This window comes from Chitinophaga horti (assembly GCF_022867795.2).
In the GTDB taxonomy this organism is placed as follows: domain Bacteria; phylum Bacteroidota; class Bacteroidia; order Chitinophagales; family Chitinophagaceae; genus Chitinophaga; species Chitinophaga horti.
The window spans coordinates 4,402,900-4,423,045 of the sequence record NZ_CP107006.1; the positions used below are offsets into that span (position 1 = coordinate 4,402,900).

Sequence of the window (20,146 nt, forward strand, 5' to 3'; positions counted from 1 at the left end):
AGTTACTTGTTTTCTTTATCGATCCAGGAGGTCCGTTTGGAGTCTTTGATCACCGTATACACCAGCAACGATATAAAGATACAACCCGTAACGTACCAGTAGTACAGCGATTCGTGGCCGATGTCTTTAAAGTACAGCGCCAGCATTTCCGCCGTACCACCGAATATGGCTACGGTTAATGCATAAGGCAATCCTACGCCCAATGCACGCACTTCTGCGGGGAACATTTCCGCCTTCACCACGGCATTAATGGAAGTGTAGCCACTCACGATCACCAGCGCCCCCAGTATAAGAAAGAACGCCGCGGCTTCTGTATTGGCGTGGCTCAGCGCCGTGAGTATCGGCACCGTGAGCAAGGTGCCTAACACGCCAAACGCGATCAGCAAAGGTTTACGGCCGATCCTGTCAGACAGTGCCCCGAATAAGGGTTGCAGGCATGCATAGATCAACATCAGGAAAAACGTCAGCTGGGTAGCGCGGTCTTTTGAAAGATGCACCGTGTTCACCAGGAACTTCTGCATGTAAGTAGTGTAAGTATAAAATGCGATGGTGCCGCCAAGGGTTAAGCCTACAACGGTCAGCACCGCACGCGGATGTTTTTTGAGCATGAGCTTCAGCGTACCGCGTTCTTTGGTGGTATCGATCTTCACCGATTCTTCCATATTACGGCGCATAAATAGCGCCACAAAGGCCAGTAGCGCACCGATAACGAACGGTATTCGCCAGCCCCAGGTTTCCAGCTGTTCGGCGGTAAGAAACACTTTTTGCAGCAGCATTTGCACACCCAATGCAGTAAGCTGCCCACCAATGAGCGTCACATATTGAAAACTCGAATAAAAACCGCGACGATGGGGCTCCGCCACTTCACTCAGATAAGTGGCCGAGGTGCCGTACTCCCCTCCTACGCTAAGCCCCTGCAGTAAACGTGCAAAGAGCAGTAACACCGGGGCCGCAATGCCGATCTGGTGATAGGTGGGCGTACAGGCGATGATCAGTGAGCCTAGCGACATGAGTAATACTGACAAGGTCATGGCTGCTTTACGGCCGGTGCGATCGGCTATGCTGCCGAACAGCCAGCCGCCGATAGGCCGCATGAGGAACCCCACGGCAAATATGGCCGCTGCGTTCAGCTGCTGGGCAGTCTGATTTCCTTTCGGGAAGAAGGAAGGTGCGAAGTATAAAGCAAAAGCGGTGTAGGCGTACCAGTCGTACCATTCCACCAGGTTGCCGGCCGAGCCGGATACGATGGCTTTGAGGCGGGCACTTGTAGATTTTACAGTCATGCGGTCGTTAGAATTGCGCCCAAAAGTAAAAAACCTATCGGTGTTGATCGAACAAATTAATGCGTACCGCCTGGCGGAGGATCTCCAGCTCACTTTCCTTCAATGCCGGCGTGTTTGGCGTACCGGCGGCTTCCTCCAGCTGCTCCGGCGTACGGATGCCAACGACAGCAGCAGTAATAGCCGGCTGTTGCAGCACAAACCGAAGGGCCGTTTGTGAAGCGTGCCGCTCCTCTCCGGATAATGCCGCTACGTGTTTGGCCGCCATGGCCACGTCGAGCAGGTTATAGTTGAGGTATTCTTCGGGCGTTTTACCGGCCAGCAACCCTTTCGCCACACCACCACGTGCCAGCACGCCGATCTGCAATTCCTGCAACATAGGCAGGCACATTTCTTCCGGGCGGCGGTCCAGCAGGCTGTACTGCATCATCACACTCACGATACCGGAACGTTTTACCCACTCGCGGATCACGTTCGGACGAATAGAGGAAATGCCATAGTGCCGGATCTTGCCCTGCTGCTTCAGCCGCTCGAACGCGTCGATGGTTTCGTCGATGGGATCGTCCATGGTGCCGCCGTGCAGCTGGTACAGGTCGATGTAATCGGTTTGCAGGCGTTGCAGGCTGTCTTCCACCGCGGTGAGGATGTACTCCTTACGTGGATTCCAGTCCCAGCCGCTGCCATCGGGGCGCCATTGGTTACCGACCTTGGTGGCGACAACCATTTGCTCCCGTTTGCCCTTGAGGGCTTTGCCTAAAGTGATTTCATTGCGGCCATGATCGTAGAGATCGGCCGTGTCGAAGAAGTTAATCCCCAGATCGATCGCACGGTGCACGAGGCTGGCGTTTTGTGCGTCATTATCCCCGAGCGACATGCAACCAAATGCGATTTCGCTGATGCTAAGGTCCGATTTTCCAAGTACGCGATAGTTCATATTGGCCGTTTGGGATTTACATATCAAACTTAACACTTATTCAGCTAATTATCAACGGGTAGCGCCTTATTAACGAAAGAGAAATGCACAATAGCGCGGTACAGATGACCGGAGCGTCGCAACGGGGGATGAAGAGGATGGAACTGCTGACTCCCTGAAAATATCCCCAATGCATCATGATTATTGTTTACGATCGTAAAGCCGCGATAAGTAAAGCCGGTTAGAACTGTCAACTATCGTAGAAACTAGCTACATCCTTCGGGCATCCTTGCCACTGCCTAGGTTCACCCTAGGTTCAACCTACGTTCAACTTAGGTTCAACCTAGGTTCGTGAACGAAGGATGAACGAAGGATGAACGAACGATGAACCTAGGATGAACCTAGGATCCTTCGAAGATCCTCGAAGGATCTTCGAAGGATCCTGCCGTGACCCGCGAGGGCACAAAAAAGGCCGCCCGGAGCGGACGGCCTTGTATTTAGTAAGCTAAAACTGCCTGGTAACCAAGATGATCGGAGGCGTAGGCCGACTCCGTCAGCACATGTTCCGAGATAAGCCGGAAGTTGGCCGTTTTCGGGAACAGGATGTAGTCGATCCGGCGTTTGGGATTGATATTCGGGATGGTTGGCGCTTTCGCGGCACTGGCATCGGCGAAGTAGGCGAACAGCGATTGCATACCGCCTTTTTCGTCGGTGGCATTGAAGTCACCGCCGATTAACAGCGGAGCATCCAGGCTGGCGGCCAGTTTCACAATGGCGTTGCTTTGTAGCTGGCGGTTCTCCTCTTTGGTAACATCGAGGTGAGTGCTGGCGAACCATACTTTTTTGCCGCCCGGCAATTCCACACGACCCATAGCTACCACCCTGTCTTCGCCCTTGAAGCCGGCGATTTTAGGAAGCACCACAGTGCGCGTGTCTGTTAACGGGTATTTTGACAGGATGCCTACGCCATAACCTCCACCCTCGTAAGGAATGGCCTTGCCATAGTAGTAGTGCATGCCCAGCTTGTCGGCCAGGGCTTTGAGCTGAAACACTTTTTGCGCGCGGATGGTAACGCTGTCCAGCTCCTGCAGGGCCACGAGGGTGGCGCCGGAGTTGCGGATGGCGTGCGCAATGGTATCCAGGTTGATCACGTCTTTACTTTCGGAAGGCGGATTCGCGTGGTGAACATTGTAGGTGAGCACAGCAACCTGGCGGGCGGCAGTCCCGGAACGACTGTTCCGGGAGGTGCTGCAACCAGCCAATGCGATCAGCATGACGAGATGAAAAGGGAGGTATTTCTTCATTGGAACATGGATTGTTAAGGGTAGCTTAATGTGGACCCTCCGTTATATTTAGTTCTGTTATCTTCTGCGGGCGCTTTTACTTCGAGCGTAACGGTTGCTACGCCATTGTTTACACTGTACTCCTTCACCATCACGATGCCAAAGGCTTCGTTGTTGATGGGCGTCCAGGTACCCCAGCCGATGATAAAGCCGGTGCCTACCACCAATGTATTGTTGAAGCGGCGGTTGGTACCGTTTACATTATAGTTTTCACCGCCGGCAGCTGCAGGGGCTTTTACTTTATTAGCGATGTAATCGTTCAACTCCCCGTCCCAATTGATGGCATCGAATGCGGCGGTTGTAAGGCTCGGCCTGTTCGTAGTAACCAGTGTATAAGTTGCCGTATTAAAGCCGGCCATGTAAGGTGCCATCGCAGTAGAATAAGCAGCACCGGCGTTAAAGGCGGCAGCAGAAGAAATGCGGTAATCGGTAGCACCATGTTCGTACAGCAGGAAATCCAGCATCACCTGTTTGCCCGCGGCAGCAGCTACATCGAGCACATGCGGCGTGCTGTAGGTAGAGAACCAGTTCGTTTTACCGGCACCGATTTCTGTAGTGAGTTTAATATCGGCGATGTGCAATAGTTTGTTGTACACTTTACCAACCAGATACTCTGTTTGTATTGTTTTACCACCTTCGTTACGACCGCTGATACGCAGGGCCTGAATACCATTGGCGCCAGGGTAAGTGATGCTAAAGATAAACTCGTCTTTCGGCGTACCGATGGTTACAGGCAGCTCAGCGCCATATACGCCGTTTGTTTTTACCGCGTAGGTGAGTGTTGATACCGCTGAACCGGAAAACACCGTACCAGCAAGCGTGTTATCGATACCGGCATATACCACCGCAATGTTCGGCTTGTTGCCTTCCAGCGCGATCGTTACCGCATCATCTACCACCGTACCGATCTTGAATGTATCGAGTGCGGTACCATTGTAGCTGTTTTTCGCTTTGATGATGATGCCGCTCATGTTCTTTACTACGGTTACGGTAGCAGCAAAGGCCATCGTTTTAGGATTGGTGATGGTAATCGGGCTTTCGGCATTTGCTTTACCGTCTACGATCGTTTGATAGGTAAGCGCGGTTACATCATGTTGAGACGTAAAGCTGGCCTCAACAGTCAGCTGTTTGTTTTCGAAAACGGAGGCGCGGAATTTCACATTGTCTTTAAACGTAAGTACGGGTGTGAGACGAACGTTTTTAGGGACAATGTGTTTCTCTGTATTTTTCATCTGCTTATCAAAAGAGATGATCACCAGTTCCACCATATTCTGTGGTACTTTGAACACGATGTTCTCGTTCAACTCCGTTGGATAATCGGTTTTATCGATGTAAACAGGTGTGGTAGAAGCGGTGCCGTTAGCTGTTTGGGTGATGAAATAGTAAGCCAGCCGGCGGATGCCTGCAGCGGCTTTTACGTTTACGGGAACGGTGAGCTCCTCGCCTACGTTCAGGTTCTCGACTTCCTCAAAACCCTCGCCCAGTGTAATAACGGGGCCGCTCACTTTATCGTCGTCTTTATTGCAGGCCAGTAAGGACAGGCAACAGGCGACCAGGTATATAACTTTTTTCATGTTGATGTCGTTTATCGGTTAAACTTAAGTTCCGCCAACACCGGGAAGTGGTCAGACGCAATGCGTTCCGGTATTACCGTGTGAGACATGATACTGAATGCAGCCGCCGGACGGAACGCGAGGTGATCGATGACCACGGTTGGATTCTGCGCGCTGGAGGTGTTGGTGCAGGTACCTGTAGCGCAGGTACGCGTAAACACGGCATCAAACACGTTAAAGAAATCAGTTGCGTTAAGGTTTTCGTTAAAGTCACCACCGATCAGCACCGGCCCTTTCACATTCGACAACTGGCTGATCACTTCATTAACCTGCGCCAGCCTGCCACCATCGGAGGTGTGTTGCAGATGCGTTACCGCCAGTACCATAGAGTCGATCCCCGGCAGGTCAACAGTGGCCACACCGAGAACACGCTGCTCGTCCGCAGGCGTCGCTTTGGGCAACATGTATTTGCGGCTGTTGGAGAGCGGGTATTTGCTCAGGATGGCCACGCCATACAGCCCACGCATATACGAAATAGACGAGTAGAAGAAATAGTTCATCTTCAGCGCCGTTGCAATTTCTTTGGCCATATCGCCGGTGTAATTGTTTCTGCCGGTGCCTTTGTCCACTTCCTGCAGCAGCACTACGTCCGGGTTAGCCTGTGCTATCACGTTCACAATCGCATTTACGTCTACCGTACCGGGCGCACCGGGAGGGTTGGAAGCGTGAATGTTGTAAGTCATGTATTTGATGGAAGCCAGTTTGGCCGCTTCATCATTCTCGGTGCCATACACCGCGTTACCTTCACCCAGGTCTACATAAGTAGGCGGGTTGTCCGGCATGTAGGGATCTTTATTACAAGCCAGCAGTGATATGGCTGCCAGCATATATATAGCGCGCTTTATCATTTCCAGTAAGGATTTTGTTCCAGTTTAGGATTGAGAGTAAGGTCCTGCGTAGGCAGTGGCCAGAAGTAATCGCGCAGCGGATCAAAGGTTTTAACGACGCCCTTGTTGGTAAGTACGTTGCCGGAGTTACCGTTGCTTAAATCGCTCACTGGTATCTGGTACGGACCAGTTTCCGGCGGTTTGTTACCTGCATATATCTCCACGTCTATGCGACCATTCCTGTCGAGATCGTACAGACCTGGGCGGGGGAAGAACATGCCCATGAAAGGTGCGGTTAACAGCTGGCCTTCTTTCCAACGCATCAGGTCTTCCCAACGCAGGTTGCTTTCCATCACCATTTCGATACGACGTTCTCTTCTTATTTCGAGGATGAGGCCTTTGTTCACACCATTCACCTGTGTGTACAGGGCAGCCTGGTAGGGATCCGGGTTCGCATTGGCGTTAGCCATATTGAGATTAGGCATGCCTATACGATCGCGCAGTAATTTGATAGAAAGATCGATATCTCCCTGGGTGATGGTCCCCAGTTCCGCTTTAGCTTCTGCATAGTTCAACAGCACTTCGCCAAAACGGAAAATCACCATATCATTAACAGACTGGCTGTTACCGTCATACGTAGTAACGTTCATCCATTTGATGGGATGATAACCAGTCATAGTCGCCGTAAAGTCGGGCGCGAGCTGCTCGGTACCGCCAATGCGCGTATAACCGGGAGTGCGTATCGTCTGGCTCAAACGCGGGTCGCGGTTCTGCACTTCCTGGAAGAATTGCAGCGTATCGTAACCGGGAATATCGGTGAAGCGGCTGCCATCGGCCATCAGGTAGCTGTTCACCAGTCTCTTTTCCAGGCCTGGTTTACCTTGCGAGCGGGCAGTCAGGTAGAACTGGAGGTTGTGCTTCACATTGAGCTCGTTGGAATAACGGCGGCCGAGAATTACCTCATCGGCCACGCCGTCGAGTTTAAGTGTAGCGAACAAATCCTGGTAAGGCTTTTTAGATGGCCCGTCTGTTTTTGTGTAAACTTTATACATGCCGCTCTGCATCAGCTGCTCGGATGCCAATACGCATTCGTTCAGCCATTTCTCTGCATCGGGTTGGGAAGCTTCTGTATGATACTTACGCCAGGTGCCTTCGTACAGGCAGATGCGTGACTTCAGTGCGAGTGCCGTCCATTTGGTTACACGTTCCACGCTTTTGGTAGCGTCCAGCTTTTCGATGGCGAAGTTGATGTCTGCCAACACAGAGTCCATTACCAGTGCGCGAGGATCGCGGGCTTTGTACAGGTTTTCGTTATCGTTGGTTTCGATTACGATATTATAAAAAGGTACATCACCGTAGTCCTGGACTTTGGTGAAGTAAAAGTAGGCGCGGAAGAAACGGGCCAACCCCATGTATTTATCACGAATCTGCGCATCGCGGAAGTTCTTCGCATTTTCGCTGTTGAGCAAAAAATTGATGGAACGCAGCTGTGTAAAGCTCCACTTACCATCCGTCAACGGAATCAGGCGTGACCCGGCGATTTCGCGATCTACCGAAGATTTGGCCACATTGTCGGCACTTTCGTTATACAGGAAGTCAGCCGCCGGGAAAAAGGTGTAGAACTGGTTAGTATACGCTTTAAAGTCTGCCTCGGTAGTAAAGAACGTAGGTGGCGACACCGATGCAGTCGGGTAACGCTCCAGGAAATCCTTACCACAGGAGGAGAAGATGGCTGTAACCGCCAACATTCCCATCAGTTTAATATGTTTCATACTTTTCATGGCTACAGTTTTTAGAAGGTAACGTCAAAGCCAAAGGCAAAGGTTTTAGAGAATGGGTACACACGACCGTCGATGTTAGACATAGCCTGTTCGGGATCAATGTACTTGGTGCGCAGTTTAGTCCAGGTGATCATGTTCTCACCGCTTACGAACATCCTGAAACGCTGGATCTTCGCACGCCTGGTCAGATGCTGCGGCAATGTATAGCCCAGCGTCATGTTCTTCAGCCGGAGGTAAGCCAGGTTCTGCATGTAGCGGTTATTCGTAGCGCGCAATTCGTTATTGGCATTGAGTGCTACGTAAGCCAGCAGGTTCGGGAAGTAAGCGTTCGTGTTAGTCGGCGTATACACATCTTTCTCAAAATCCTCCGGAATGAAAGAAAAGTAAGGACGTGAATATGGCCCCCAGAAACGGTCGGCGTTGTTACCAGGATACCAGTCCATTTTACCTAACCCCTGGAAGAAAGCAGAGAAATCGAAATTGTTCCAGCTGGCATCCATGTTAAAGGAATACTGGTAGCGCGGAGTTGAATTACCTACGACACGCTGATCACCCGGGTTAGCCAGCGAGCTGCCGTTGCCGTTCGTGATCTTCCCGTCGCCATCGAGATCTACCCAGCGAAGGTCGCCGGCACGGAGTGGAATGTTATTGTCCACACGCATTTTATTCAGCCAGGTTTGGTCAACCGGGTATGTTTTAGCTTCGGCATCTGTTTTAAAGAAACCATCGGTGACATACCCCCAGATCTCACCTACATTTTTACCTACATACAAACCAGTGATGATCGCCGGAGAGTTGGCATTGTTCACCACTTTAGTGATTTTGGCATGATTATCACCCAACACACCACCGATGTGGTAATTGAAGTTTTTACCTCCCAGCTTAAACGCATCGCGCCAGTCAAAAGTAAGTTCAAAGCCTTCTGTACGGAGGGCCGCTGCATTCACGAGCGGTTCGGTAGCACCAAATACGTCGGGTAACACAATACCGTTGGTAAGTACATCACTGGTATTACGAATGAAACGATCGAAGCTTACATTCAGTCGATTACGTAGAAAGCCGGCGTCTACACCAATGTTGTAAGAAGTAACTTTTTCCCAGGTAAGACTACCGGATACGGGAACTGGCGCATTATAATATTTGGTCAGCTCACCATCAAGAATATAGTTATTGGCAGTAGCAGGTACCATCGTAGAAATGTAGGGGTAGAAGGTATTACCTATAGACTGGTTACCCAACGAGCCGTAAGAGCCACGCAGTTTCAGTTCACTTACCACCTTTTTCAAAGGTTGAAAGAAGTTTTCCTCGCTCACACGCCAACCGGCAGATACCGATGGAAAGAAGCCCCAACGGTCGCCTTTAGGAAAACGGGAAGAACCATCGAAACGACCATTGGTTTCGAACAGGTATTTGCTGTTGAAGTCATAGGTTAAACGGTAGAAAAGACCTGCCAGTGCATATTGGTCGCTGCCACCAAATACTGTTTGCTCACCGGTACCCAGGTTAAGGTCGTTGAGTGTTTCGGAAGATATATTCATCCTGGCAGCGGTCAGTTTTTTAGGCTGATTCAATTCCTGGTTGTAACCGACAATCAGTTTGGTATTGTGTTGTTTATTGAACGTTTTGGAATAGTCCGCATAGATGTTGGCCACATGTACCTGGTTAAACTGTTGCGATTCCGTGAGTTTATCGGTGCTATACTTCGGCGTCATAGTCACTACACCCGGATACAGCGAATAGTAAGCCGGCGCCGACCGATAAAACGTCGGGTCGGTATACATGTTGTAGCTATAATTAGCGGTAATGTTGAAATCTTTAAAAGGCGTTACCACCATTTCTGTGATAGACGTAAGCTCGACCTTACGCTGCCTGCCACGGCTATTACCATTAATCAGCATGGCGAAAATACCGTCACCGATATCATACGCATTCAGGCCGGAAATGTAGGAGGCCGTTCCGTCAGGATTGTACGGCGCGTAAGCGGGCGAAGCGTGAACGTTGATATGCGTGAAGTTCGCGGTACCACCACCTTCGCGGCCATAATAGTCGTAGTCGGAATGATAGAGATTGGTATTGGAAGAAACTTTTAACCAGGGATACAATTGTGCGCCGACTTTGGCACGCAGGGTTTTGGAAGTATACTGGTCGGTTTGCACGCGCATGATCCCTTCTTTGGTTTTTAGATTACCATTGATCATGAAGTTCACTTTATCATTACCACCGCTCAACGATATGTTATGCGTTTGCATAGGCTGCCACTTGGTAAACATAATATCCCACCAATCGTAGTTACCATAATACACATACTGGTCACGTCCATTGCGGTTCTGGATCGTTACCCATGGGCGGGAAGGATCTTCGGTTTTATCATTACGGCGGGCCAGCAGCTCTGCATAATCCCTTTCCGTATAACCGGAGTAACCACCAATGTAATACAGCGCACGATCGTTCAGGCTCATCCAGTCATAACCTTTGGTCATGAAGTCGGTGCTGACGGTCGGTGTGGAAAAGGCGAAAGAGTTATTGTAACGCACTACCGTTTTACCGGCGCTACCGCTTTTTGTTGTAATGAGAATAACCCCGAAGGAGCCACGCGCACCGTAGATCGCGGCCGAAGCGGCATCTTTCAGTACAGAGATGGTTTGCACTTCTTCCGGGTTCAGGCGATCGAGTGTACCGGGAATACCATCGATGAGTACGAGCGGACCTTCTGACTCGGCACCACCGTTACTACCGTTAATGGAAGTAACACCACGAACGTTAAGCGACCCCATTTGACCGGGTGTACCACTTGCCACGCGAATCGTGAGGTTCGGCATCGCCCCCTGTAACAGCGACGACATATTCGTCTGCGGCCTGTCGCGCAGTTCATCGCCGCCGATCTGGTTTACGGCACCGGTAAGGTTTACTTTTTTCTGTGTACCGTAACCTACTACCACCACTTCGCTGAGCTTAGACTCATCGATGTTGAGGCTCACCATTAAGGTGTTAGGTACGCCGGCTTTAATCACATAACCGGTTACAGACCGTTTCTGGTAACCGTAGGAAGAGAAATCGAAGGTGTAGGCACCTTCCACCGGCATGTTGGCAATGCTGAAGCGGCCAAGCGTGTCGGAGATAGCGGGATAAGTTTTTTTAGACACGGTATTTCGCGCAAGTACGGATACGAAAGGCAATGGTTTGCCGGCTTCGTCCGTCACCACCCCTTCGATGGTGGATGTCTGGCCCTGCGCAAAAACGCCCGTTGTCAGCAACAGTAACAGGGAAAGGCAAAACAGCCCGGCCCGACGTGGTAGCGTTTTAAACATAACAGCAGTTTGAGTTTTTTAGGAAACACATACTGATTACGTTCCGCATACTTTGCTGCCCCCAAGGGCCTGTAAAATTATTTTGAAATGATGTACAAACTGTCGCCGTGGGCCTTCAGTTTCATACGGTTAGCGCGGCAAATATTTTCCAGGATCTTGTCCACCGGCAGATCGGCATCTACCGAAACAAAGGTATTGGAGAACATGGCCTGGTCCGTTTCATAGCGGATTTGCACCTGGTAGCGCATGGCCAGGTAGCCGAATACATCGCTGAGGGTGGCGTTTTCGAAATTAAGATAGGCCTTATTGGTTTCGGGCGCAGTTACCCGTTTAGGTTTAATGTAATTGGCGCCAATCGGTGTTTTGTCCGGCCTTAACGGCAGGCCATTAATATCCACCGCCACGAATTGTTTACTTTCCGCCATGTAAGCGAATATTTCACCGGGGGCGGGATAGATGGCCGGTACAACATTTGCCGTGTCGCGTACGCGCACTTTACCTTCGTGGAGTTGTACCAGCACGTCGGCAGGCAGTCCGGAGAGCGAGAAGCGGGTGCCGAGGGCCGTAACGGCTATGTCGCGGCAATATACCGTCAGCGGACGGGTATCGTCTTTCGCCACGCGGAATTCTCCGTTACCGATCAGTGTGATGTCGCGGGACGTATTATTGTAATCAGACCCGTACATGATTTCGCTGGTCGGTTGCAAAATGACCACGGTACCATCCGGCAGCTGGATGCGCTGCGGAACGGTGGATGTATTCGTATGATCGAACACTTTTGCGGTGACAGGCTGTTTGGGATGATAGAGGAAGAAAAAGGCACCGCCGCAAATACAGAGTAACAGGATCAAGCCCAACCCTTTATAAAGCATTTGCGTGCGCTGTGTTTTACGCACCGTCGCATTGTACACCGGACGATACACATCGTCCGGAATATCGTTGTGCCGACCGGCGTTGCCGGAGTCGAGGTACTGTTTCCATTCGTCCTCTGAAAGATAATCGTCTACACTCACGGACTTCTCCCTGAGCTGCCGGTCGATGCGGGCCATCTCCTTCGCCTTTTGGGCGTCGTCCATATGTAGCTGCTTATCCTTCATTCAAACGCTGACTACAGCATTACAAGATTAGCAAATATTATCAATAAACAACTAAAAAATGGTCGCATGAAGCGTAAGGCCAGTGTGAGATGGTTCTCCACCGTTTTGGGAGAGATGGCCATGATCTCGGCGATCTCGCTGTTACTGCGGCAATGCAGGCGACTGAGCTCGAACACCTCGCGGCGTTTCGGCGGCAGCAGGTCTAACAGCTTCAGCAGCCTCGCTTTGGTATCGTTGTACGTTACCACGTCCATCACGCTGTCGGTCGCTACCGGAGCGGGTGGCATAGAGGCGTAATGCCGTTCGCGCACTTCTACTTTACGCAGTTCATCTATCAAGGTTGTTTTGGCGATACGGAACAATTGTATCGCAATATCCATCCCCGGATCGAGGTGGTGGCGAAAGCGCCATAATTTAATAAACGTGAGTTGCACTACTTCCCTCGCGACAAAATCGGACTCTATTTTCCGGTAGAGAAAATTGTATAAAGGGAAACGGTACTCAACAAAGACGCTTTCGAAAGCAGCTTCACTGTTATTTCTAAGTTCAGATACCCTGTCCATTTTAAACGACCGTTTAAAAATTAAAAACCGCGATAAAAGTATAAAAGAGGTAAGTAAATCGACGCTCTTGGTTGATATGATAACCTTAAAATAATAAATAAAATGGGATTTCGCAGCCTGTCCGAAAAGAAATAAAGTGCCGTAACTACCTATTGTTCAACCTACTCCATTGATTCTGACCCAAATAAAAAAAAGAGCCGACCGTCAGGCCAGCTCTTCCGCCCCGTCGGGCATATCATGAAACTTTGGGGGTTAATAAGGCCTGGTATCCAGGGGAACGCCCCAGCCCGGGTTGTAACGCAGTACCGGATTAGCGATCGGGAGTATAAAGGCGTTGGAGTTAATATCGGCCTGGTAGGTAGTTTCGCCAAGCTTGTGCGTGATACTGGTTTTAGCCCATGGCTTACCGGCATCCAGCGCCAGCCTTTTAAGATCGAGGAACCGTTTAATGTGACCTATCGGCAACTCGCGCCTGCGCTCATCGAGTACCAGGCCAATCACCTGGTCCTGGGTATAGGCACCTTCTGCCAGCTGCGGCGTACCGGTTTTGTAACGATACCTGCGCAGTGTATTGAGATCGGCCAGGGCTTCGTTCAGCCTATTGGTGCGGGCATAACCTTCGGCGCGCAGCAGCAGTATTTCCGGGAAGGTAAGTCCCGAAGTGAGCAACCCTTTTGCCCCGCGATAATATTGTATGCGGTCGCCATCGTCGTAGGTAACGTTGTTATAAGTGGTTTTATAACCGGGTGCAGATAAAAAGAAATACTGATAACGGAGGTCGTTGGTTTTGTCGAACAAATCCAGCAGTTCGGTACTTGGATACGAGCTGGACGAACGCCCGGTACCGGGATCGGCGTTACGGTAAAATGCCATTTCCTTGTTTACCGGCAGGCTGAAATTAGCATCGGTAGCGTTGATGGCGCTGTTAACGATATTAGCAGGTTCTTTCCAGGAAAAGAGGTTATAGTCATACAGTACTTTGGACGCGCCGCCGCCAGCCGTCCAGGCCAGGTTCGCGTAATACGCCACGCTATCGTAGTTGCGTGTAAACAAATGATAGTGCGCTAGGATTGCCTGGGTAGCGGTCTTATTCGGCCGCGACGGATAGTTGGTGGTAACGGGAATATCTGCCAGGGCAGCATGCAGGTCCTGCAACAACCGTTTAAACACTTCTTCCTGGGTAGATAGGCCCGGTACCGGCTCACCGGTGTCTGAACTGGTTACGTAAGGGATGGTTTTGGCTGAATTATCGCCACCGGGACGATACACCGGCCCGTAAACGAGTGTTGTATTCAGGTAGTTCCATGCCCTGCCCACCAGCGCCTGCGCGATCACCTGCCGCGCGTACAGGTCGTTCGCCGGGGTACGTACACTATTCACACCATCGATCACATTGTTGAAATAAGCAGCAGACCGATACGTGCCCCAATCCCAGTAGTAGTCAGACACTGCGGGATTTTTATAGGGCTGCCGGAAAATATACGCGTAGTACCGGTCGATATTGGGATGGTTGTTGGCGAGGTAACTCACTTTACCCAATCCCTCGGACAGCTCCGTATTATCGGTCAGGTAAGCCAGGGAGCAGCCGGTGTTGTTATCGAGAAACGACCATTGTACGATATTGGTATTATCGAGCAGGTGATCAAAATCTGCTACTTCGGAAGGAATCAGTTTGCCTTTAGGCTTTACGTCGAGGTATTTATTACAGCCCCCTGCGACCAATGCGGCCGCGATCAGCGCTATATAGGTAAGTTTCATATCATCAGTTTTAAATCATCAGAAAGAGAAGGATAAGCCGGCATAAAACTCCGGCCGCAGGGGCAGCGAAGTAAACCCTTGCTCGGTAAAGGCACCCGTACCGCCCGACAGGTTGATCTCCGATGTTTCGGGATCCCGGCCGGTACTGTTAGCTACTACCGTGATAAGGTTGCGTGATTGCAGGTATAATTTACCGGCACTCAGCCCGATGCGGCGCAATAAGGTGCGGTCTACTTCGTACGACAACGTTACATCGCGCAGTTTCAGGTAATTGGCGCTTTCGATGAACGTTTGCGCGTAAGGCAGGTAAAACATGTCCATGTTCCAGGAGGTAAGTTTCGGGTAGATGGTATTGGCCTCATCACCCGCCTGCCGCCAGCGTTTCGCCACGTTTTCATTCACGTAATTGGAACCGGTAAACGCATCCCGCCTTAACACATTACCCAGTTTGGCGATCAACATAAAAGAGAGATCGAAGCTGTTGTGACGCAGGCTGTTGGTGACGCCGAATACGTGCTTGGGACGAAGCGTGCCCGCGTAGTGCAAGTCATCTACTTCCACACTGCCGCCTACTACCTTATCACCCGAGCGGGTATAAAACTGTGCGATGCCATTTGCATCGAGGCCGGCATAATCATATGCATAAATCGCATCCAGCGGGTGTCCTTCTTTACGGATGGCGCCCGATGTAATCGTGCTCGGGTACTGGTAAACAGTGTTGAGTTTTGTTACCTTATTGAAGTTGTAACTGTAGTTGAACAACACATTCCAGGCGAGGTGCTGCCGCTTGATCACATCGCCTTCCAGACTTAATTCAATTCCCGTATTTCTTACCTGGCCAACGTTTTTCACGAGTGAAGCATAACCTAGTGTAGGATCGATGGCGTCGCTGGCCAGCAGATCGGCACTGTTTTTCAGGTAATAATCGCCGGTAAAGCGAAGGCGGTTTTGGAAAAGACCGAGGTCGAGGCCGGCGTTATAAATCTGTGTTCTTTCCCAACGCAGTGAATTATTGGGCGGGGAAGAAATGCTGTAAGAAATATCACCGGTAAGGGCTGAATAAGCACCTGGCGCGATGATAAGGAACGGCCCACGATCGAGCGAGATGTTACCATTGATGCCGTAGGAACCACGCAGGTACAGGCGGCTGATTGCCGGCACTTCGAAAAATTTTTCGTTGGATAACTTATACGTACCGCCAACTGACCATAACGGTTTAAAACGAAACTTCGGATCGGTACCAAAGAAGTTGGTCTGGTCGAGGCGGATGCTACCGCTCACTAAAAAACGATTATCATACTCATACGCGCCGTTCGCATACCAGGAAACAAAACGATTGTCGCGGTAAGCGATACTACCGTTGCCAATATTGGTGCGGCCGCTGGCATACAGCATGTCGGCATTATACAAGCCGTTGTTATAATCCACCGTATTTACGACGGCGAAAGTACCTGCCAGATCGTTGTACCCAACGCGTGTCGGCGAAGTGTTATAATCGTAGGTATCGCGGCTGATCTCGCCGCCGGCAATAGCGGTTACCCGGTGCCTGGTGGCAATAATACGGTTGAAGTTAATTTGCCCGCGGAAGGTGTAGGCCTCATTAATATTACGCGCTTCCGCGATCATACCTCCCTCGGGAAAATAGTGTTTGGCCGGGTTGGATACAGAGGTAGCATCGTTGTAGAAGTTGCGTAAGCGGAACGAATTTTTATCGTAGATCGTGCGGGTAACCGTGTTGCCGCGCGTCCACGTACCGCCTGCTTCGATATTGAGCCCATTGATGATTGTGAGATTAACGCTGCCACCTAAACGCAGTTGCAGGTTTTGCGATTTCGTCGTCTCCAGCTCCAGGTCTCTCAGCGGATTGTAAGCCAGCGATTTCAGTCCGGGTATAGCCGCATAGCGATCTGCCTTACGTGGATTTACGGCGTAGATATCCTGTGGCTTACCGGTTTCGGGATTCACGATGAGGTCGTAAGGCTGGATAAGCGCGGTGGAAGTGTGCGACACGAACTCGCTCCAGCTACGTACGGGTGCGGTGGTGGTGGAGTAATTGATATTGGATAAAAGGCCGATGCTCAGATTCTTCAGTGGCTTCCAGTCATTGCGGATATCGGCGATCAGGCGCGAGTCCGAGTTCCTGATCGTATTATTGTCGTTATGAATGTATTTAACAGCGGAATTGATGCGGCTCTTGTCCGTACCACCCGTGAGCGAAATATGGTGTTGCTGCGTTTGCACATTTCGGAACAGGTATTTTTCCACCTGGCCGATACCATCATTTTGCTTCAGCTGATTAATTTCATCGTCCACTTCTTTTGCGTTTAACCAACCCTGGTTTTTAGCGAGCAGTAAATAGTTCACGCGGCTCAGGTACTGGTAGTTATTATAAGTAGTGAGATAGCTGTTGGGAGCCTGGTTAAAAAGATCGATTTCCGCGTCGATATAATCAGCCGAATTAGTGCGGCGCAGGTAGCTGAGGTCCGGTTTTAACACGGTGCCGTACGAGCCTTTATAGTTTACCCGCATTTCTCCGGTGCGGCCGCGTTTGGTGGTAATAACGATTACCCCGTTGGAAGATTTAGCACCATAGATAGAAGCCGCTACTGCATCTTTAAGGATGGTGATCGTTTCTATATTATCCTGGTTGATGGTTTCGAGGCCACCACTGATCTGGTAGCCGTCTACCACGATTAGCGGTTCTTTGGTAGCGAGCATCGTCGACACACCGCGGATCTCGATGGAGCCATCTTTTGCAATTACCACACCGGTGGCCTGCCCTTCCAGCGACGCCTTCAGATCGGGCTTCAGCTTACCATCCAGCCGCGTGGGATCGATCACCGAATATGAGCCCGGTGCACGTTCGCGGGAAATGGTTTGATAACCGGTACTCACCACCGTTACGTCCTGGATGTTATGGGCAGACTGCCTTAGGGTGATTTCCAGTGTAGATCGTTTGTCTACTAAAGCAGTACCTGTTTCGAAGCCGATGAAAGAAGCAGATAGTAAGGCATTTGCGGGCAGACTACGAAATGTGAAGTAACCGGCATCGTCGGTAGTGGCGCGTTGTGTGCCACCCTTTACCTGGATAGACACGCCGCTGAGCGGCAAACCTGTGGAGTCGGTAACGCGCCCCCTGAGAGCGGCCGGTGCCTGTTGGCCGCGTACATTACCCGCCAGTACAAGCAAAAGCAGGGGACTAAGCAACGCCGTACGGCATCGCCTGTAAGTAAAAGTCGACATGATCAGAGTTGTTTTTGGTTGATAAAATTTGTAACCGGGCAGGCAGTAGTCACCTGCCCGGCCTAATGGCTGGTTTATGAGAATAAAGATGTGGCCAAAAGAGGCTTTACAGGATAGTGAATCAGTTTAAGAGTTCTTTGAGCTTGGCTTCCAACGCTTCGCCACGCAGATTTTTAGCAACGATGCGGCCCTGCGGATCGAGCAGGTAATTCTGCGGAATGGCGTTTACTGCGTATTGCTGCGCCACCTGGTTTTTCCAGTAAGCAAGGTCAGACACCTGTGTCCAGGAAAGCTGATCGTCGCTGATGGCTTTCAGCCATTTGTCGCGTCCATCGGGTTGGTCGAGCGATACGCCAAGTATCGTGAAGTTCTTTTCTTTATAGCTATTGTACGCTTTCACCACCGCCGGATTTTCTGCACGGCAGGGGCCACACCAGCTGGCCCAGAAGTCGATGAGCACGTACTTACCTCTGAAAGAAGCGAGGCTTACCGGTTTGCCATCCGGATCGTTTTGTGTGAAGTCCGGCGCTACCTGCCCTATTGCCAGTAACTTTACTTTCTCCAGCCGCTCCCTGAACTTCACCGCGTCCGGATGCGCCAACACTTTCGGATGGAGTTGGTTAAACAGCGGATGTACTTCCGTATACTCCGGCGAGGAGCCGGCATAACTTCTAAGTGCATCAAAGCCTACCAGCGTATTGGGGTTTTGCTGTACATATTTTTTAAGGATCGCTTTACGCTCGTCTCCCAGCGCATCGAGCGACTTTTCCAGATCATCTGTAATGGCTTTGTTTTTACGATCTTCCGGCGTGAGCGCGTAGTAGTGGCCGATCAGTTGCTGGTTGCGGGCGGTTACATCTTTTAAAGCCACCTCTAACCGCCTGTTCTCCTTGTTAAGTGGCGTGCCGGTTACCTCCGCTTTTTGCAGAGAGTCTGCAGACCTTACCTCGATCGTACCGTTTTCGAGATAAACTGCGATTGATTCCGGCCGCAGGGCCACGATGCCACCCGCGTTCGGGTTTTGGCGACGTACGGTGAGCGAGGCTTTGATCGCGTGTGGCAAATCGCCTTTAAAAGAGAAGGCTCCACTCACCGGCGAAGCGGAATCAATCACCTGTTTGCCATCTAACGCGTAACGTAAAAATACTTTTGCAGGCGCATCCAGCGTACCTACTTTTCCTTTAACGGTAAATTTTTCCTGTGCACCTGCAACGGCTGATATGGCGAGCAGGCAGGGGAGCAATAAATTTTTCATGATGTAGTTGTTTATACAGTGGTGCTGTTTGTTTATACATGATCAGGACAAAGGCATCCCCTTCAGCTAGGTCTGGCTGTCAATAACAGGGCTGTCCGTGACCGGTTACATTTGGGAGGAAGTAGTAGCAGGACAGGCCCGCATCGTCTTCAATGGCATACATGGTTGGTTTAATGGTTGATACTTACGTTGCGCACGCTTGCCAGGCTTTCACGATACAAATATATAAAGGCAGTATTAATCTACAAAATTAGTAGACTAATAAATTTTCATTCCCTTTCCGCGGACAAAAAAAGGGCCAGCCCGCAAAGGCCAGCCCATAAGGTTTTGTGATGAATAAAATTACAGGGTATATTTTGCTTTGAGTTGTTTCAGCTCCGCGCTTCCGAGTCCGAGCACCTGTTTATAGAACACGTCCATGGTACCGTACTGTTTACGGATGGCGTTGAAAGTGGCCTGCAGGTATTCGGGGCGAACACCCATCATATCTTTCATCACCTGTTCTTTAATACCCATCTGCTTCACCATCGCTATTGCCTGGTCATTGGCGCCGGCGCGGTAATAATCTGTAGCGAGATAATCTTTTTCGATCGTGGCATATGGTACGCCCAGTGCGTTCAGGAACAGCGCGGTGCCCACACCGGTACGATCTTTACCTGCCGTGCAATGGAACATGAGTGCAGAAGTATCGGGCAGAACGAGCAGCTTCTGAAACATCGCTTTATATTTCGTTTCGAAGTGATCTATTTTACTGTAGAAGGTGGTCATCAGCGAATCGCCTCTTTCGAGGTTACGCATAGCGGCCATAAAATCGCCCACTTCTTCGCTGGAGGCGCTGAGGGTGTAATCGGTGTATGGCAACAGGCGGTCCGGCGCTTTGGCGGCTTCCTTCGTTTCACGGAGGTCGATAATGGTGTTGATGTGACGGGCGGCCATTACCTGCAGGTCGCTGTCGGTTAAACGGCTTACGTCGGCAGAGCGGAATACTTTACCCCACTTCACGGTTTTGCCGTTAGCGGTACGGTAACCGCCCACGTCGCGGAAGTTGATGGCACCCTGTAATTTTACGGCTCTTTTTGCACTATCGGCGATCTGCGCTACAGCCACAAAGGGCATAGCCGTCAGCGCCAGAAGGATCATTTTCTTCATGGTTCTTATGGTTTTT

13 protein-coding genes are annotated in these 20,146 nt (G+C 50.7%); all 13 read right to left on the reverse strand.

Annotation, left to right across the window (positions count from 1 at the left end):
• Nucleotides 1-2: 2 nt before the first annotated feature.
• Nucleotides 3-1,283, reverse strand: a complete 1,281-nt coding sequence (locus MKQ68_RS17680; RefSeq protein WP_264280271.1) for an MFS transporter — start codon at nucleotides 1,281-1,283, stop codon at nucleotides 3-5.
• Nucleotides 1,284-1,317: 34 nt separating this feature from the next.
• A complete protein-coding gene (locus MKQ68_RS17685) occupies nucleotides 1,318-2,214 on the reverse strand; it encodes an aldo/keto reductase (protein ID WP_244843067.1) in 897 nt (298 codons plus the stop codon).
• Nucleotides 2,215-2,690: 476 nt separating this feature from the next.
• Nucleotides 2,691-3,497: an endonuclease/exonuclease/phosphatase family protein gene (locus tag MKQ68_RS17690; protein WP_264280272.1), complete on the reverse strand. Its 807-nt coding sequence runs from the start codon at nucleotides 3,495-3,497 to the stop codon at nucleotides 2,691-2,693.
• 14 nt (nucleotides 3,498-3,511) lie between these two features.
• Entirely contained in the window at nucleotides 3,512-5,110 is a 1,599-nt protein-coding gene (locus MKQ68_RS17695) for a hypothetical protein (protein WP_264280273.1), read from the reverse strand.
• Nucleotides 5,111-5,121: 11 nt separating this feature from the next.
• Nucleotides 5,122-5,997 (reverse strand): endonuclease/exonuclease/phosphatase family protein, encoded by an 876-nt coding sequence (locus MKQ68_RS17700; RefSeq protein ID WP_264280274.1) that lies wholly within the window; start codon nucleotides 5,995-5,997, stop codon nucleotides 5,122-5,124.
• Nucleotides 5,994-7,757 carry a RagB/SusD family nutrient uptake outer membrane protein gene (locus MKQ68_RS17705; protein WP_264280275.1) on the reverse strand — a complete coding sequence of 588 codons (1,764 nt, stop codon included), beginning with the start codon at nucleotides 7,755-7,757 and terminating at the stop codon, nucleotides 5,994-5,996. Before MKQ68_RS17705 ends, MKQ68_RS17700 begins: the two co-directional genes overlap by 4 nt.
• A gap of 11 nt (nucleotides 7,758-7,768) precedes the next feature.
• Nucleotides 7,769-11,065 carry a SusC/RagA family TonB-linked outer membrane protein gene (locus tag MKQ68_RS17710; protein ID WP_264280276.1) on the reverse strand — a complete coding sequence of 1,099 codons (3,297 nt, stop codon included), beginning with the start codon at nucleotides 11,063-11,065 and terminating at the stop codon, nucleotides 7,769-7,771.
• A 77-nt stretch (nucleotides 11,066-11,142) separates the two neighbouring features.
• Complete coding sequence (locus tag MKQ68_RS17715) at nucleotides 11,143-12,141, reverse strand: FecR family protein (RefSeq protein WP_264280277.1); 999 nt, start codon at nucleotides 12,139-12,141, stop codon at nucleotides 11,143-11,145.
• A gap of 32 nt (nucleotides 12,142-12,173) precedes the next feature.
• Nucleotides 12,174-12,725, reverse strand: coding sequence for a sigma-70 family RNA polymerase sigma factor (locus MKQ68_RS17720; RefSeq protein ID WP_264280278.1), 552 nt, complete (start codon nucleotides 12,723-12,725; stop codon nucleotides 12,174-12,176).
• A gap of 252 nt (nucleotides 12,726-12,977) precedes the next feature.
• Nucleotides 12,978-14,483 carry a RagB/SusD family nutrient uptake outer membrane protein gene (locus tag MKQ68_RS17725; RefSeq protein WP_264280279.1) on the reverse strand — a complete coding sequence of 502 codons (1,506 nt, stop codon included), beginning with the start codon at nucleotides 14,481-14,483 and terminating at the stop codon, nucleotides 12,978-12,980.
• Between the two features lie 18 nt (nucleotides 14,484-14,501).
• Nucleotides 14,502-17,726 carry a SusC/RagA family TonB-linked outer membrane protein gene (locus MKQ68_RS17730; protein ID WP_264280280.1) on the reverse strand — a complete coding sequence of 1,075 codons (3,225 nt, stop codon included), beginning with the start codon at nucleotides 17,724-17,726 and terminating at the stop codon, nucleotides 14,502-14,504.
• A 121-nt stretch (nucleotides 17,727-17,847) separates the two neighbouring features.
• Nucleotides 17,848-18,981 carry a TlpA disulfide reductase family protein gene (locus MKQ68_RS17735; protein ID WP_264280281.1) on the reverse strand — a complete coding sequence of 378 codons (1,134 nt, stop codon included), beginning with the start codon at nucleotides 18,979-18,981 and terminating at the stop codon, nucleotides 17,848-17,850.
• 342 nt (nucleotides 18,982-19,323) lie between these two features.
• Nucleotides 19,324-20,130, reverse strand: coding sequence for a tyrosine-protein phosphatase (locus MKQ68_RS17740; RefSeq protein WP_244842028.1), 807 nt, complete (start codon nucleotides 20,128-20,130; stop codon nucleotides 19,324-19,326).
• Nucleotides 20,131-20,146 lie beyond the last annotated feature (16 nt).